This is a genomic window from Clostridium transplantifaecale, from assembly GCF_900626075.1.
Lineage (GTDB): Bacteria > Bacillota > Clostridia > Lachnospirales > Lachnospiraceae > Otoolea > Otoolea transplantifaecalis.
On record NZ_UYZY01000002.1, the window covers coordinates 766,654 to 781,988 of the forward strand.

Genomic DNA, 15,335 nt, shown 5'->3' on the forward strand with positions numbered 1-15,335 from the left:
ATATAAAGATTACTTAATAGGTTATTAGTATCCCTCATTAATGTGTTATAAGAAAATATAAAGACAAATAATTCGATATAACAAATTAAAAATTAAGACAAACGAACATAAAGTTAAATAAAACAAATCGGGAGGCAAGAGAATGAAGAAAGAGAAAACAATTCATTTACGCTGCTCTGCAGAAGAGAGGAATCAAATTGAGCAAAAGGCAAATAAAACGAGAATGGGAATATCGTCGTATTTAATTCAATCAGCACTAAGTGGGAAAGGGCATTCGGGTATATCGAAAAAACAATTGGTATCATATGCGATACAAATTCAAAAAGAATTTAATACCATAGATTTTTATCAAAAATTAGGGGCGTCTGAAAAAGAGATAAGAGACATAGTGGTCAATATAGAAAAAAAGCAGGAGGAGTTATTATGGCTATTATTAAAATAAAAGGAAACGCTTATGCCGATCAAAAGGCGGTTTGTGACTTGCTCCACTATGCATTGACAGATAAAGAGAACGGAGGGGTAGTGCGGTATTATGGGGCGATCGGGGTTAATTTAAATGGCGACTTAAGTTTTATGGCAGAACAATTCCGAATGGTAAAGAGAGCTTTTGGAAAAATGGATGGAAGGCAGGTCAGACATATTATTGTTTCTTTTGATCCGGATGATCAGATAGGACCTTATTGCGCTTCTATGATTGCATTCAAAATAGCTCAATATTATGGGGAAGAATTTCAAGTGGTTTATGGAGTGCATGAGGACACGAATGATTTGCATGTCCACTTTATCATTAATACCGTAAGTTATATTGATGGAAAAAAATTTAGCAGGGGTCCTGCAGAGGTATGGACTTTAAGGACTTATGTGGAACAAGTGATCAATTCCTTTAGAGCAATACATAAAAAAGTTTTATTAGAAGCCTTCGACTGCTGCTAAAGTCGCGGATTTCGATTATATATTATCTCTTTGAATACAAAAAACAATCTATTCAAGGAGGTAACGAATATGTCAGCAAATGTAGAAACCATGTTTTACACCAGAGAAAAGCCATGGCACGGTTTGGGAACCATGGTGATGGAAGCGCCTAATTCGGCCGAAGCGCTGCGGCTCGCAGGGCTCGACTGGAAGGTAAACCAGAAATCCATTTTAACCAATGAGGGAGTGCTAATCCAGGGGTTCAAAGCCAACGTCCGGGATTCAGACAACCAGGTTCTGGGCGTTGTAACCGATCGTTATAAGGTAGTCCAGAACGAGGAGGCATTTGCATTCACGGATGCCCTTCTGGGGGAAGGCGTTACCTACGAAACGGCAGGGAGCCTTCAAAACGGCCGCCGCGTCTGGGTTCTCGCCCGGTTGCCGCAAAAGTATTTCATTTCAGAGGACGAGATTGCCCCATACCTGGTATTCATGAACACACATGATGCGACAGGGGCTATAAAAGTGGCTATTACGCCGATCCGTGTTGTGTGCCAAAACACGCTGAATTTTGCCCTTGCAACGGCGAAGCGATGCTGGGCGGCCAATCATACAGGAGATATTAGCGGAAAGCTGGAGGATGCCAGGAATACGCTTCTGTTTGCTGACCTTTACATGAAAGAGCTGGGAGAGGCGATTGAGCATCTGAATCAGATTAAGCTGGCGGATTACCAGGTGATGAAGTACATTGATGCCCTGTTCCCGCTGTACGAGAACCCGACCGAGCTTCAGAAAAAGAATCTAAGCCGGATGAAAGAAGACTTAAAAATGCGCTATTTCGAGGCACCGGATCTGGAAAACAGGGACAAGAATGCATACCGGTTTGTCAATGCAGTATCAGATTTTGCCACTCATGCAAAGCCGTTACGGGAGACGTCCAGTTATAAAGAAAATCTGTTTGCGCGGACGGTAGAGGGGAACGTCATGATTGATCGGGCTTACAATTTGGTAAAAGAGGCCGAGTAAAGGAAGTAGTAGTTTTATGGGAAAAAGACAGTATATGGGCTAAGGGGAGTACCGCAATGCGGTACTCCTGATTTATTTTAGAAGGAGGGATTTCCGTGAAAGAAGATAGAAAAAAGGTAATTCAATTATTTAAAAATCCAAAACCAAAGCAAAATGTGGGAATCGTTAAACTCCAGATGTTCCGGGAAGAAAAAGCTCTATATGGAACGGCGCCTTTTCATCGGCCGGGTGAAGCAGCGGAGATGATGGCGCCTCTCTTTCAAAATGCAGATCGGGAGATTTTGGCTGTTCTTTCGCTGGATATAACAATGACGCCAATTGCAGCAGAGATCGTCGCGGTAGGAGGTGTGACAGGCTGCAGCGTTGACACCAGAGACCTGTTTAAACATGCAATTTTGTCGAACGCCACCCAGATTCTTTTGTTTCATAATCATCCATCCGGCAGATTGGAGCCCAGCCGGGATGATATTTCCGTGACGGTCAGAATCAAAGAGGCTGGAGACATTCTCGGAATACGGCTTCTGGATCACATTATTCTTGGACTGGATGGAACGTATGTCAGCTTTAAAGAGAGCGGCTTCCGTCCGTTTGAGCACAGAGAGGGCGCGGCCTAAAAGATGGAAAAATGAAAAACGTAGAAGAAGGTAGGCAATTATAGAAAGAAGCCATAGAAGCATAGAAGAATTTCAACGAGGAGGAACGCGTGATGAAGAAGTTGGTATCGACGCTCAATTTATCTCATGAGGAGTGGCTGAAATATCGAAAACAAGGGCTAGGCGGCTCTGATGCCGGCGCGATCTGCGGTCTGAATCCTTATGCCAGTCCAATGAGTGTCTACTATGATAAAATCCGGGAGGACACAGAAGAGACAGACAACGAGGCCATGCGCCAGGGACGGGATCTGGAGGATTATGTAGCAAGACGATTTATGGAGGCGACCGGAAAAAGAGAGAGGCGGGCCAATGCAATATTCCAGAGCGAGGCACATCCATTTATGTTGTCCAATGTCGATCGGATGGTAGCAGGGGAGCGAGCCGGTTTAGAGTGCAAGACGGCCAATTCCTATCAGCTGGCCAGATGGAAGGATGGAGCGATTCCGGCGCACTACCTGATTCAATGTTTCCACTACATGGCCGTGACAGGTTCGGATGCCTGGTATCTGGCTGTGGTAATTCTCGGCAGGGAATTTCAGTACCGGAAAATTCTGAGGGATGATGAAATGATAGAAAATCTGATTCAGATCGAGTCGGATTTCTGGAATAACCATGTATTGGCCGGTGTAATGCCGGAACCGGATGGTTCCGAGAGCTGCGAGGAGATCTTGAAGAAATATTATCCGTCTGCAAACCGACAGACAATTCTGCTTCCAGAAGCCTTGAATCAACAGTTAAAGCGCCGGGAGGAGATATTGGAACTGACTAAACGCCTTCAGACAGAGCAAAAACAGATCGAGCAGGAAGTAAAACTATATATGAAAGAGAATGAAACAGCGGTTGGGAACCTTTACCGGGTCAACTGGAGCAATGTAGAGACTGCCAAACTGGACACAAAGCGTCTGAAGATAGAGGAACCGGAGATCTATCGGAAGTATTCTGTGGGAAATGCGATGCGTAGATTCACCGTCCGGGCGGCGTAGTATTTAAGAACAGAGAGGAAAAGCGGGATGACAGATGTAAAAGAGGAACTTGCCAGGAAAGCGGGAAATACGGGTAAGCAGGAGATCCGCCTGAATAAAAATATGAGTATTCCCGACATGGTGAAGGTGCTGGAGCCGGAGATTAAGAGGGCGCTTCCTTCGGTTTTGACCCCGGAACGCTTCACCAGAATGGCACTGTCGGCTATTAACAATACGCCGAAGTTAGCCGAGTGCAGCCCTATGAGTTTTATTGCGGCATTGATGAATGCGGCGCAGCTTGGCCTGGAACCGAATACTCCGTTGGGCCAGGCTTATTTAATACCTTATAAAAATAAGAACCAGTTGGAGTGCCAGTTCCAGATCGGCTATAAGGGGTATATTGATCTGGCTTACCGAACCGGGCAGGTTCAAATGATACAGGCGCAGGCCGTACACGAATTTGACTATTTTGAGTATGAATATGGTTTAACCCCAAAACTGGTTCATCGGCCGGGAGAGGGGGAACGGGGCGAAATTACATATTTTTACGGGCTGTTTAAGATGATCAACGGCGGGTTTGGATTTGAGGTGATGAACCGTGCTGCCATGGACGCGTTTGCAAAGCAGTATTCCCAGTCGATCAATTCTAAATACAGCCCGTGGAATAGTCAATATGAGGAGATGGCCAAGAAAACCATTATTAAAAAGGCATTAAAGTACGGTCCGGTAAAGTCAGATTTCCAGAAAGCTATTTCGATGGATGAATCCATTAAAACGGAACTGTCAATTGACATGTCAGAAGTACGAAACGAGGATCTGATAGATGGAGAGTTTGAGGAGGCGGCATAGATAAATGTTTTCCCTATGGTAAATACACCATAGGGAATTTTAATTGCCATTGATACTTTAGGCTTAAATAATTTTAACGAGGCGCAAAAACCAGAAAGGAAAAAGAGATGGAGAGATATGAAGAATTTAAAAAGGAACTGAAAAAAGAATTGGAGCGATGGCTTGGGCCGAAGTACCGGATCAAGTTTGATACGGTAATGAAAAATAACGGGGTGAAGCAAGACTGCATCTTGATTCAGCAATGGGAAGAAGAACAGGAAACCACAATTTCTTTAGCCCCGTATTGGGATTTGTTTTGTAGAGGGGACGGGATGCAGAGAATCTCTTCGGAATTTTTGTCGTATTACGAGAGTGAAAAAAATTCCGTGCCGTATACTGCAGCGCAGCTTTTGGATTTCACTCTAATGAGAGAGCGGGTGGTATACCGATTAATAAATGCAGATTTGAATCACGATCTGCTGACACAGGTCCCATACATCCCGTTTTTAGATCTTGCAATTGTGTTTTCATTACAGCTCTGGTCAGGGGAAGACTGTCAGATGAACTGCTTAATCGATAACCGTCACCTGCAGAACTGGGGGAGCGCCCCGGAGATTCTCTATCCTCTGTCTGTAGAAAATACGCCCAGGCTGTTACCGCTCCAGTTCCGTCATATCTGTGATGTGATTGGTCTTCCGGAACTGGAGGATGAACCTCTTATACGGGAACCGAAAATGTATGTATTAACGAATCAGACTGAAGTATGTGGAGCAGCAGCCCTTTTATACCCGGATGCGCTGAAGGAGGCAGCTGATAAGCTGGACTCGGATCTTCTGATCATTCCATCCAGTATCCACGAGGTACTGTTGGTTCCAATGACGGATCTGATCGATGAGATGGATTTTGAAGCGATCGTTCGTGAGATCAACGATGATGATGTTGCTGCGGAGGATATTTTGTCATACCGGATTTATCAGTATGACAGAAAGACAGAGCAGGTGACATTTTTTAAAAGCAATGAAAATTCAGGAGGTAAAGAAAATGGAGCAGGGGCGAGGTATCAGTAATTGCTTTGCAGGGAAAGCATGGTTTGCTTTAAGGGAGTGGGAAGAACAAAAGATGGGGGAGCCATGGAGGCGGGGAGAATCCTTAAGACAGGTTCACAGGCATCTGCACCTTATGGAGGACAATGGTGTGGTTTGTGTCATTCTGGAGCGGGATGGAAGAAGCCTGGACATGCTGTCGGATCAGTCCATTGAAGCAATTGTGACCGATCATCCCTGGGAAGACATGGCTTCCAATAAAGGCGGAAACCGATCTTTTGCCGACTTTGACTGTTTCCGTTACACTGAAGCGGACTTTCATGAAAAAGCACGTGTTCTGAAAGCAGGCTGCTTCCTGGCAGAAGTGCTTCCCGAGGAGAATGAGAGTAACTATGAGTATTTATATCAACTTAAGCAGATGGCGAAGGCAGCCGGCTTTCTCTATTATTGTAAAGTGCCATGGAGGAAAAACGGATTTGTCAGCAACACAGGGAGAAAAGCTAAAAATATGCAGGACATTCTGATACTCTCCAAAGGAAAAGCCAGAAATCTCAGGCCTGATGCGAAACGGATAAAACGGGAGGGAGGGCAGGTTTACATGAGTGGAGCAAGAGGAATGCTGCCAGCCATATTTGATGTTGCACCGGTTCCGAAGAAGAAAAAAATCTGTCAGGGAGAACTTCCGGTGACATTGTGCCAGGAGATTCTCTCCTATCTGACACTTCCTGGGGAAATCGTACTGGATCAATTTTCTGGCAGCGGTGCGATCGGAGTTGCAGCGCTTGGAATGGGAAGAAGCTGTATTTTAATCGAAAAAGACCCGGATCAGGCTGCCAGGCTTAGAGGACGTGTCTGTGGAATCATTTCTAAATCCCGTGAACTGACAGAGGTGATTCCTCCGTTGACAAAAGGGGCGGCCTAAGCCTTATAGGGCGTGACAAGGCGGATTTCCCCAAAATAGGAGAGGAGAACAGGAAGATGAATGAAACGGAATGGGTTTTAAAAGTACAGGAGGAGGTAAAGAAGCGACTGGGTACTACTTATGATGTGGATTTGGGAAACTTGAGAAATACAGCCGGTTTTTATATGCAAGGTCTGATTCTCAGAAAAAAGGGAGCACCAGTCTCTTTAACGGTGGAAGTCCCTGCTTGGGCAAGCTGCTCAGAAAGGACGGTCGGAAAAGCGGCGGACTTGATTGTTGCGCTTTTTTACAAAGAACGTTCTTTTAATAAGGGAATGTGGGATCCAGGGGATTTTTCAACCATAAAGCACAGAATCGCACAGCGTATCATCTCGACCAGGGAGAATAAGGAGCTGTTAGAGGAAGTGCCGCACTTCAATTTTCTGGATTGGTCAATTGTAAGTTATATATATTTGACAGATGAGGAGGAAAACGTGTGGACGGCCCTGATCCGATGGGAACATTTACGGTTTTGGGGGATTACGGAACAGCAGATTTGGACACTGGCAAGAGAAAATACACCGACATTGCTGCCAGCCTGCATTCGGCATATCAGTGAGTGGGAAGACTCACATCCCGGTAGAAAAAATGTGGAAACAGATCAAGAGGAACTGGCAAGACGGGAAAGATTCACGGAAGAAAGCAAAGAGGTGCTGCCGCTGTATCTGCTGTCCAGCGAACAGGGGATCTATGGAGCTTCCTGTCTCTTATATGATAACCTGCTCCGGCGTTTCTGTGAAGAAAAGGGGTACAATTCTCTTTTGATTCTTCCGCATAGCGCCCATGAAGTGTTTTTGCTGCCGGAGGAAAAAGAATTCTATGCGGCCTATTTAAAAAAGGCAGCTATGAGAGGATTTAATAGAGAGAACTGGCGGGAGGAGCGGCTGACAAATTCGCTTTATCGGTATGAGCGTGAAAAAGGGCGGCTTACCATTTGCTAAGCAGGATGATAAGAATATACCGATATAAGGAGCAGGCGGTAGCCATTATACTTGAGTTCGCAAAGCATTAGAGCTCGCAGGATTTAAAACCGGCCTCCCTTGGGGCGGCCTAAAAGGTCTGCAAATAAAAGTGTCAAAATATTTGCAGACCTTATTGGACAAAAAGAATTTGCTTCAAGATCGGGGTATGATATAATGAAGAAGCTGGAAGAATGAAATATGATAGAAATGTGGTGATTAGCATGGAACTTAAGCGGGACATTTACAGTGAACTGATAAAGTGGAAGAAGAGGAACAGCGGAAAAGTCCTGGAATTGAAGGGGGCACGCCAGACCGGTAAGACTTTTATTCTGGATAAATTTGCGAGAGAGAATTATAAGCGGTTCTTTTACATCAACATGGCACAGTCTACAGGAGAGGATTTTTTGATGTGTCTTGCACAGGCCACGGCATGGACCCCGGGAGAACCACGTATTGAAAAGCCGCTGCATCGGGCGTTACAATTGTTTGATCCGACATTTGTAGACGATATGGACACAATTGTGGTGGTCGATGAAATTCAGGAATCCGCGAAGGTATTTTCTTTAATCCGTCAGTTTTCCAGAGAGTTTATCTGCCATTTTGTTGTAACGGGCAGCTACCTGGGAAAAACGCTGCAAAAAGGATATTTTCTTCCGGCCGGTGATACGGAAGATTTGATGATGGAGACTCTTTCGTATGAAGAATTCCTGGATGCCATTGGAAAGCGTGAACTTTATGAAACGATTGATTTATATGGCTCGGGGGCTCACGCAGATTACGATGAGTTAAAAGCATATTACGAAATATACTGTGAGATAGGAGGCTACCCGGCGGTAGTGACCCGGTACTTGGAGACAGGGAATCTGGATGAGTGTAGAGAAGTACTTTCGCAGGTCATACGGATTTTTGTGGAAGAGTCATTGCATTATTTCGGAAACATATTAGAGATGAACCTGTTTGAGCAGCTGTTTCCTGCAATTGCACAGCTGTCGGTCCGTGAGAAAAAGGGATATGATAATCTGGTAAAAGAGCTGTCGGAGATTATTTATAAAGAAGATAGCAATAAGGCGACAAAAACCAGCGTGAACTATGCCACGGCATGGCTGTACCGATCAGACATTATAGGCTTTTGTGGGAAAGCAGTTGAGTGTAATCCGGCCGATACGAGGGCTGATGTGCGTTTTTATTTCCGGGATTTAGGAGTAGCCCGATATTTCCTGAAAACGGGAGGCGTTACAGGGGCGGCGGTTTCTGGATATTTGAGTGAGAACTTTGTCTATCTGGATTTGTTCAAAAGAGCCAGACGGGTGGAGATATCGGGTATGGCTCCGATGTTCGGAACCTATAAAACAGGAGAGATTGATTTTCTGGTTAATAACACGCAGAATGAGAAGATATATGCCGTCGAGGTAAAGGCGGGAAAATCGGCTGGGAAGACGGCTCAGATGCTGTTGAAGGACGGCCGGGTAGAAGCGGTGTATTTTCTGAAGGGTGATACTTACGGGGGCGTGGCGGAGCGGATGGTTACGGTTCCGATCTATTTGGCAGGCCGGGTAGGATTTGATTACAAAAGATAATAGAAACGGGACATAATTTATTGTGTCCCGTTTATTCAAGGCAATAGAAAGTTCGCAGAGCGTGACTTCTATTGTTTTTAGGAGGGTAATTGTGAAAAGATATGGAGATTTAATCTTTGGCAATTCGACAGAAGTGAATACAGAATTGAAAGTAAAAATAGACAAGGCAGTAACAAGCGAACAGCTATCCTTTGAAGATATTTTTGAGATAATAATGGAGCCGGTTCTTCTTAAGGATGTTCCGCATATTACATATAATAACGCGATTGTTTTGTCTTCTTTTGATATTGACGTGTTCTATGAGGCGAACACGTTTTTATCGAAGGAAGAGATCGTAAAGAAAATATGGAAAAAAGACATAAATATATTTTGGGAAAATCTTTTACTTTACGCGAATAATGTATCCCTCTACTATGAAGACTTACGAATGAGCTTGACTTACAATGTTAGTGTTGATTGTAGATGCGCCCTCGAAACGGAAACAAAGAGATTTGACGATACTTATGACATTGCAACAGAAGAGGAGTCAAGATATACACTTCCGTTTAAACTACCTGAGAATAAATATGCCGATTTTTGTGCCTATACTTGGAAAGCAATATTTAAAGACGCCGATTCGATAGAATGTTTCAAAAACGGTAAGAGTAATCGGGTATATGCTAATAGCCGCTGTTTCGGAAATATAATGAAAACTATAACGTGTAGAGAAAAAGACATCATTCTGACAGACAATGACAAATGGTTAATTGAAAAAATGCTTGGGATAAGTACTGTATTGAGTTTATTCCCATTAGCGAGGGGATATTACGATAAAAAAACGAATGAGTCTGTTTATATTCCAATTTTAAAATTACTGATAAAATGTAGGCCAGTAAATATTAGGATGGCATTAGCGGATCTTATATGCATATTTCTAGAGAGTAATCCTTACGTTGACGATGAATCTCCCTATTGGAGTGGGGCAGATAATGACTTATATAATAAGAAGATGATAGAAAGACTTCTGGGGGAGTTAAGACGGGTAATTGACAGGATCAATAGTAATTATCAAACGATGCTTCAAGGTTTTTATGATCTTATAAAAAGCCGAAGAATCCAGTTTGATATTTATAAAATTGAACTCGTTGAAATATTGGGCATTGAGAACGAAAATAAAGAGGAAATACTGAAGGATGAACAAGAGAAATACCGTAAAAATGAGGAAGAGTTAAAGACATCGAGTATCATTTACAATAAGGTGGGACTAATGAATATGAATCAGATGCTCCTGAATTATCCTAGAAAAAGAACCTACAATAGCGGAGATCCACAGTGGCGTTTTGCAGTTTTGCAGGCGGAGGCCATAAAAAGATCCTATGAGATATACCACCAACAGAAGTAAAAAAACAGGGCTGCCGAGAGACTCATTAGAGTTGCGGTAGCTTTTTTGTTGCAAATTGCAACGTGTGTTCTAGCGATTTTTTCGTGTTACACTGTTAAAAATTAAAAACACAGGAGGGATACAAATGAACTATATAAAAAAAGAAATAAAAGATAGCATAATCAGGGCAAGCCCTGGAACGGTTATTTTGCTGTCAGCACCAGTAGGGTCGGGAAAAACGTCATTTTGTCTGAACGAGTTATGGCTACATTGCCGCGTCCAGGGGCAACAATTGCTGGTGGTGGTAAATCGCTCGGCACTGCGCGGACAGTTAAAAAAAGAAATTTTCAAAAAGATGGGACTACCCATGGAAGTTCCGATAGTTGAACAAGGGTACCTGGAATTTGATAATCTTATTATAGCGTCCTACCAGTATCTGCAAGAACTATTTCGGTGGAATCAGGGTTCCTCGCCGGAGATGAGGATTGGAAGCATGAGGGCAAAAGATTTTGATTTTGTGGCCTTTGATGAGATTCACTACTTGATCCGAGATTCGATATTTTCTGCTAAAACCGCATATTTAAATCGACTACCAGCGGCGTTTCCAAGAGCAGTTCGGATATATATATCAGCAACGTTGGCTCCGGTAAGAAACTTAATCTTAGAGCTTGAGCAAATCAGAGATTTATACGAGGATTATTCGGATAATTTGCGTAGAAAGCTACTTGACTTTCGATACATAGACGTGGGCCCTGTAAGGCGAGGGGTTCAACGAGATGTTCTGGAGCTGAGAGGTGCAGAGGCAGACTTTTCCTACTTTGTACCCGTGATTCTAGAAGAAGATTCGGATTTGGTAGCGGTTATCAGCTCGAAAATACAGAGCGGAGACGCTGGGAAATGGCTGATTTTTACAGATAGTAAAGAGCAGGGAAAGGAGTTAAAAACAAACCTAATCACCGCAGGCATTAAAGCGGCTTTTGTAGCGGCTGATGGTATGGACGAGGACGATCAAAAGGAACTTGAAAATGTTCTGTTGAAAGGGAGGTTTTCCACTCAGGTTCTATTAGCGACGGACGTGATTGACAATGGGGTAAGTCTTCTTGATAAAAATTTAATGCATCTGGTCATTTCAGGTTTTGAAGCAATCCGCGCAGTTCAGCAGGCAGGCCGAATTCGGGTAAAGAGTAGAGAGACGCGGATCGAGCTTTTGATTGTTCGACATTCAGCAGAGTATTTCAATCGAAAACGGTTTAGCTACACTAAAAAGCTCATGGCATATAAAGTTTTTTCATCTGGAAATGAGGAACGTATATTTAACTATCTAATGGAATTTGGCAATAAAGAAATCACGGGCCTTTTCTACCAAGGAATAGATGGAAAAAATCGCCCTAATTTTTTTGCAGGCAGAGCATTAGAATATTTTTCGACCGAATTAACTGATAATATAGAAAGAATTCGGAAAGATCCTGATGGTTATATAGAGAAAGTACTAAGATGGTTTGGTCTCTCCTATAATCCGGAAAGTGATCAACGATTAAAAAATCGAAGTGTAGCCGAAAAGGAGTTAAAAGAGTTTTTGCAAAAGGGCATAAATGTACCGATGACAGGTATGCATTGGGACTGTTTTCGGAAACGATTCCGGGAACTCCATGAATCTGCAACGGGGGAGCAACTTTGTTCTGGACGAACTGACCGACTTCCCGGTGTGGGAATAATTAAAAAAATATTAATGAGTTATGGATATGCATTGACGGGAGAACGAAAAATTTACGTAATTAATGAGGAGAAAAAACGATGTACTATCTCGTGATTAGCAAAATAGGTTTTTTTTGCAGCTTATCAAGGGAGGCGGCAGAGGGTCACTGCAAAGCTTTAAGAGCAAAAAAGTCGGAAATAATCGTCTGTTGGAACATTCGAGATGCCGAGAATTGTCTTGATTCCGTACGAGAAGGTTACGAGGAGGCGGAACTATTGATCGGTCAACTTACATACTGGAAACCGATTCGCTGCCGAGTTCTGGTGGATTTGAAGGAGGGGAGGACGTGTTTTTGCTACAGTGACGGAGCCATCCATCTGGAATTAAAAGAGAATCAAAAATATGACTTCAAAATTTGTCAAGGACAGCTTTTGGCGTGCAAAAAAACTGTAAGAGCGCTAATTAAATTGAAAAAAATTAAATATTTCGATTTTGCTTGTGGGGTGACGGTCACTTTGGATTTAAGACCTAAAATAGGAGAACTTAGAAAGACTGTCAAAAGCGTTAAAAACTGTCAGAGCGCTAAATATTAATGGAGGTAAAAAATGCAGGAAAAAACAATAGACATAGAATCTGCTCCAACTCTGGTATATTCACCGCAGCAAGCGGCGGCCGTGCTAGGAATTTCTAAATCTTTAATGTATAAAGAATTAAAAAACAATTCCGCTTTTCCACGAAAGATGATAGGTGGAAGGATCGTTATCCCCCGTAGGCGGCTGGAGGAATACATCAACACAGAAACGGAGGTGAGCAGATGAAAACCTATGCGGTGGTATCAACTGGGATGGTGGGCGCATTTTCTTCATGGGAAAAAGCCTGTAGGTATGCACATTATCGCGGTTTTAAAGTTAAAAAGGTGAGTTCGCTAGACGAGGCGCAGGATTTTATCGAAGAAGAGCTAGCATTGGAGCAGCTGATCGACTTTCATTTTACAGAGAAAGAACTGGAGTTAGATCGGCCGGTTTTTCGTGAAAAAACGTAAACATGGGGGCAGAATGTCCCCCCCAGCTAATTAAGGAAGTGAGAAATATCGAAAATAAAAGGCAGGCATCACGGAGCACGTATGGAGCGGGTACAATTTATCAAAAAAGAGGAAAGTTCGTATCGCAGCTAACATATACGATTGAGGTTAACGGCGAGGACTATTCTAAAAGAATTTCCGGCACGGGCTCAACTGAGACAAAAGCAGTACGGGCGAGAAATGAAAATGCAAAGGAGTGGGAACGGGCTTTGCGAGAGTCGCTTAAGTTGGAAGAGGAAAAGAAAGCGAAGCAGGAAGAAAGTAAATCACAAGGGCCTACCCTAGATGCTCTTTTCCTTTTAAACCTCAGTCTAAAAGATACCAGTGTCCAGATCTCTACCTCGGACAATTACCAAATGTATTACCGTGTATATGTCAGGGGGACATCTCTAGGGCAGACACCTGTTAAAGAAATAACAGAAGAGCAGTTGCTAGAGTATTATACATATACTCGAATTCATGGAAGAAAAAAATCTGAGAAGAAGAGACAAGCGGAGCTGCCTGTTAAACCGTTAAGTATTACGACCATCAATCACATCCGCTTTGTGATAAGTAATACGTTGAGTTATGCTTTAACAAAGGGGTTGATTGATAAAAACCCCCATGTATCGATCCCTCCGTTTAAAGCAGGAACAGCAGCTATGATCGATATGGCTCAGGAAGATATAGATGCTGATAGCGATACAGCAGATGCACTGCATCGAGTGATACCGATGGACAAGGTAGAAGCTATCCTAGATTATGCATTTAAGCATTCACGTCTTGCAGGCCTGTTTGCCTGGGCGGTTAACAGTGGGATGAGAGAGGGGGAATGTCTGGGACTAAAAAGAATTTACGCAGCTCCGGAAAAAGACTATATCTTTGTGAAAAAAAGCCTGGCTTATATTAGGAACAGGGATGAAAATACAGACAAAGTTATGATTCCTAAATTAAAAAAGCCGAAAAACGGAAAGGAGAGAAAAGTACCTTACAATCAAAATCTGAAGGAAGTCTATCAATATCAGATTGCCCAGATAGAGAGGGAGAAAATATCCGCGGGTAGTCTGTACCATGACAAAGGTCTGCTCTTTGCGGATGAGTACGGTAATTTTCTTCGTCCTTGGAAGGTGCTGAAAGAATTTCAGGGAATCTTGACCGCATTGGGGCTGGAAAAAAGGAGATTTCATGATCTGAGGCATACTTTTGTCTCGTTATTAGTAAAGGAAAGCCAAAAAGCCGGTGACGGAATCAGCATTCTGGAAGTGAGTGCCATCGTAGGACACAGTGATCCGTCTGTGACAATGAATATATACGGCGGGTTGTTTCCCGATGCGACGGAGAAAGCTATGAAACTTTTGGATAACTGTTCCAATATTAAAATCCCTACCACAGAAGAAAGACCTTGTGCGTAGGGATTTCCTTTAGGTACGGTGTTTAATCTAAGAGAAGCTGCATTAAAGTATGTAGCCACATGTAGGCGGTTGCAATTTGGCTGCAAATATGAGAGAAAAGCAACGGAAGATTCTGGTATTCCTTAGACGATTGTAGGCCCAAAATACCTATATAGACGTTAAGAAAACCAGAAAAACGCCCAGTTAGAACTCTTAATCTATTTGTCCAGGGTTCGAGTCCCTGAAGGCGCACTGAAGAGTGCTGGTTTTGCAGACAGAGAGCTGCGGGGTCGGCGCTTTTTTTGTACGGAGGAGAGAATGAATCGATTCAAAAGCTTTTTCTTTTGGGGAGCTTACCAAGTGCTGCTTCTAACATTTACCATAAAGGCAAACTTTCCCAGCCCAGAGGAACAAATTATAGGAACCATCATCTATATGGTAATACCAAACCTGATCGACGGAATACTATATACCTTTGCATATAAAGCCACCGGGATAGTAACAACGGACTACGAGGGCAAAGAACAGCGAAGTGCTATTCATTGGAAAATCAGAGTCATTCTAATGGTTATTGTAATCCTAATAGGCTTAACAGGGCTTTACCAATACTTTCTGATACAGATAACCCACAAGATTTACATAATAATGATAAATCTCTATAATAGCTGGGTAAAGCTCTACCTGCGTCCAATATTTCGGGAATCGTTATAACAAGAAAGACAATCAATAAAAAATAATAAAGAAGATAAAATAAAATTGGATTTTTTTCTTTCGTTATAAAATAATCACCAAAGTATTTAAGCAGAACACAAAAAAGCGAACCAAAAACCGCTAACCCAATTAAAAAAACAGATGAATAAAAATTATCTATAATAATATAAGCTTCGTCATAAGTATACATGAA

Annotated in this window: 17 protein-coding genes; 16 read left to right on the forward strand and 1 reads right to left on the reverse strand. The window is 42.8% G+C overall.

Annotation, left to right across the window (positions count from 1 at the left end; all coding sequences use genetic code 11):
• The first annotated feature begins 142 nt into the window (after positions 1-142).
• From EJL91_RS09170 to EJL91_RS09245, 16 genes are all read left to right on the forward strand, one after another.
• Positions 143-442, forward strand: coding sequence for a plasmid mobilization protein (locus EJL91_RS09170; RefSeq protein WP_125141632.1), 300 nt, complete (start codon positions 143-145; stop codon positions 440-442).
• Positions 424-933: a relaxase/mobilization nuclease domain-containing protein gene (locus tag EJL91_RS09175; RefSeq protein ID WP_125141633.1), complete on the forward strand. Its 510-nt coding sequence runs from the start codon at positions 424-426 to the stop codon at positions 931-933. The genes EJL91_RS09170 and EJL91_RS09175 overlap by 19 nt, the downstream gene beginning before the upstream one ends.
• Positions 934-1,002: 69 nt before the next feature.
• Positions 1,003-1,938: a DUF932 domain-containing protein gene (locus EJL91_RS09180; RefSeq protein WP_125141634.1), complete on the forward strand. Its 936-nt coding sequence runs from the start codon at positions 1,003-1,005 to the stop codon at positions 1,936-1,938.
• A 95-nt stretch (positions 1,939-2,033) separates the two neighbouring features.
• Positions 2,034-2,552, forward strand: coding sequence for a JAB domain-containing protein (locus EJL91_RS09185; protein ID WP_243125289.1), 519 nt, complete (start codon positions 2,034-2,036; stop codon positions 2,550-2,552).
• Positions 2,553-2,644: 92 nt separating this feature from the next.
• Positions 2,645-3,574: a YqaJ viral recombinase family nuclease gene (locus EJL91_RS09190; protein WP_125141635.1), complete on the forward strand. Its 930-nt coding sequence runs from the start codon at positions 2,645-2,647 to the stop codon at positions 3,572-3,574.
• A gap of 27 nt (positions 3,575-3,601) precedes the next feature.
• Entirely contained in the window at positions 3,602-4,402 is an 801-nt protein-coding gene (locus tag EJL91_RS09195; protein ID WP_125141636.1) for a recombinase RecT, read from the forward strand.
• 107 nt (positions 4,403-4,509) lie between these two features.
• A complete protein-coding gene (locus tag EJL91_RS09200; protein ID WP_125141637.1) occupies positions 4,510-5,448 on the forward strand; it encodes a DUF5688 family protein in 939 nt (312 codons plus the stop codon).
• Positions 5,423-6,346: a DNA-methyltransferase gene (locus EJL91_RS09205; protein WP_243125290.1), complete on the forward strand. Its 924-nt coding sequence runs from the start codon at positions 5,423-5,425 to the stop codon at positions 6,344-6,346. Before EJL91_RS09200 ends, EJL91_RS09205 begins: the two co-directional genes overlap by 26 nt.
• A gap of 56 nt (positions 6,347-6,402) precedes the next feature.
• Complete coding sequence (locus EJL91_RS09210; RefSeq protein WP_125141639.1) at positions 6,403-7,326, forward strand: DUF5688 family protein; 924 nt, start codon at positions 6,403-6,405, stop codon at positions 7,324-7,326.
• A 212-nt stretch (positions 7,327-7,538) separates the two neighbouring features.
• Positions 7,539-8,924, forward strand: coding sequence for an ATP-binding protein (locus EJL91_RS09215; protein ID WP_243125291.1), 1,386 nt, complete (start codon positions 7,539-7,541; stop codon positions 8,922-8,924).
• A 91-nt stretch (positions 8,925-9,015) separates the two neighbouring features.
• On the forward strand, positions 9,016-10,305 hold the full coding sequence (locus tag EJL91_RS09220; protein ID WP_125141640.1) for a hypothetical protein: 1,290 nt from the start codon (positions 9,016-9,018) through the stop codon (positions 10,303-10,305).
• Between the two features lie 124 nt (positions 10,306-10,429).
• On the forward strand, positions 10,430-12,094 hold the full coding sequence (locus EJL91_RS09225) for a DEAD/DEAH box helicase (RefSeq protein ID WP_125141641.1): 1,665 nt from the start codon (positions 10,430-10,432) through the stop codon (positions 12,092-12,094).
• Entirely contained in the window at positions 12,079-12,573 is a 495-nt protein-coding gene (locus EJL91_RS09230) for a hypothetical protein (protein ID WP_125141642.1), read from the forward strand. Before EJL91_RS09225 ends, EJL91_RS09230 begins: the two co-directional genes overlap by 16 nt.
• 12 nt (positions 12,574-12,585) lie before the next feature.
• Positions 12,586-12,798, forward strand: a complete 213-nt coding sequence (locus EJL91_RS09235; protein WP_125141643.1) for a helix-turn-helix domain-containing protein — start codon at positions 12,586-12,588, stop codon at positions 12,796-12,798.
• Positions 12,795-13,022: a hypothetical protein gene (locus EJL91_RS09240; protein WP_125141644.1), complete on the forward strand. Its 228-nt coding sequence runs from the start codon at positions 12,795-12,797 to the stop codon at positions 13,020-13,022. The genes EJL91_RS09235 and EJL91_RS09240 overlap by 4 nt, the downstream gene beginning before the upstream one ends.
• A 38-nt stretch (positions 13,023-13,060) precedes the next feature.
• The gene (locus EJL91_RS09245; protein WP_164516789.1) at positions 13,061-14,452 is read left to right on the forward strand and encodes a tyrosine-type recombinase/integrase; all 1,392 of its coding nucleotides are present in this window, start codon (positions 13,061-13,063) and stop codon (positions 14,450-14,452) included.
• Positions 14,453-14,999: 547 nt separating this feature from the next.
• On the opposite strand, the gene EJL91_RS09250 is transcribed toward EJL91_RS09245, so the two are convergent.
• Positions 15,000-15,332 carry a hypothetical protein gene (locus tag EJL91_RS09250; protein ID WP_125141646.1) on the reverse strand — a complete coding sequence of 111 codons (333 nt, stop codon included), beginning with the start codon at positions 15,330-15,332 and terminating at the stop codon, positions 15,000-15,002.
• Positions 15,333-15,335 lie beyond the last annotated feature (3 nt).